This window comes from Parendozoicomonas sp. Alg238-R29 (assembly GCF_947331445.1).
Taxonomy (GTDB): Bacteria; Pseudomonadota; Gammaproteobacteria; order Pseudomonadales; family Endozoicomonadaceae; genus Sansalvadorimonas.
This window is the reverse complement of record NZ_CAMZOG010000220.1, coordinates 1-1,241: the sequence shown is the minus strand read 5'-3', so window position 1 is coordinate 1,241 and position 1,241 is coordinate 1. Positions and strand designations below refer to the sequence as shown.

Below are 1,241 nucleotides of genomic sequence, written 5' to 3'. Positions count from 1 at the left end.
GAGACTGTAGATAAAACTGTGTTTCTGCCTATCTTGAAACCTATTCAGGTTGAGGTAGGCAAACATGGATATCAAGCAGATTGAAGCCTTCGCTAAAGAAGCTGCCAAATCCATAAAAACTGAGAGTGATTTAAACGACTTCCGACAGATGCTCACCAAAGTCACTGTGGAAACTGCACTCAACGCTGAGCTGGACGACCATCTTGGCTACGAGAAAAACAGCCACAGCCCCACAGGTAACAAGCGTAATGGCTCAACCTCCAAAAAGCTGAAGACCGAAGACGGCCAGTTTTCAATCGAGTCTCCTCGTGATCGTGATGGAACGTTTGACCCTCAATTCGTCAAAAAGCGTCAAACCCGTTTCACGACAATGGACGACAAAATCCTTAGCCTGTACGCCAAGGGTATGACGACCAGAGATATTGTCGCCACATTCAAGGAGATGTATGGCGCCGACATCTCGGAAACTCTGATATCCAAAGTCACGGAAGCCGTGATTGAGCAGGTTGTAGAGTGGCAATCCAGACCTCTTGATGCCATTTACCCCATCGTCTATCTGGACTGCATTGTCGTTAAAATTCGGCAGGATAAGCAGGTCATCAACAAGGCCATTTACTTGGCTCTGGGCGTCAACATGGACGGGCAGAAAGAGCTTCTGGGCATGTGGATTTCAGAAAACGAAGGGGCCAAATTCTGGCTGAGTGTGCTCACAGAACTACAGAATCGTGGTGTCCAGGATATCCTGATCGCCTGTGTCGATGGCCTTAAGGGATTTCCTGATGCTATTAATACCGCGTTTCCTCGCGCCCAGATACAGCTCTGCATTGTGCATATGGTACGAAGTTCCATGAAATACGTGCCTTACAAGGATTACAAGGCCGTCGCCGCTGGACTGAAGGCGATCTATCACTCCGCCACCGAGGAAGAAGCTATGCAGGCTTTGGGGCAGTTTGGAGAACAGTGGGATAACAAGTACCCTCAAATAAGCCGATCCTGGCATAACAACTGGACAAACTTGAGTACGCTCTTCAACTACCCTCAGGATATTCGCAAGGCAATCTATACGACCAATGCGATAGAGTCACTCAACAGTGTCGTTCGTAAGGCCACCAGTAAGCGTAAAGTCTTTCCTACGGATGACTCTGCCAGAAAGGTGGTCTACCTTGCGATCATGGATGCATCCAAGAAATGGACTATGCCGATCAGGAACTGGAAACCGGCCTTGAACAGATTCATGATTG

At 48.3% G+C, this 1,241-nt stretch carries 1 protein-coding gene; it reads left to right on the top strand.

Going from position 1 to position 1,241, the window contains the following annotated elements; genetic code table 11:
* Nucleotides 1–64 precede the first annotated feature (64 nt).
* Nucleotides 65–1,241: IS256 family transposase (locus QMA35_RS21745; RefSeq protein ID WP_281649223.1), on the top strand; the 1,177-nt coding region annotated here is incomplete at its 3' end.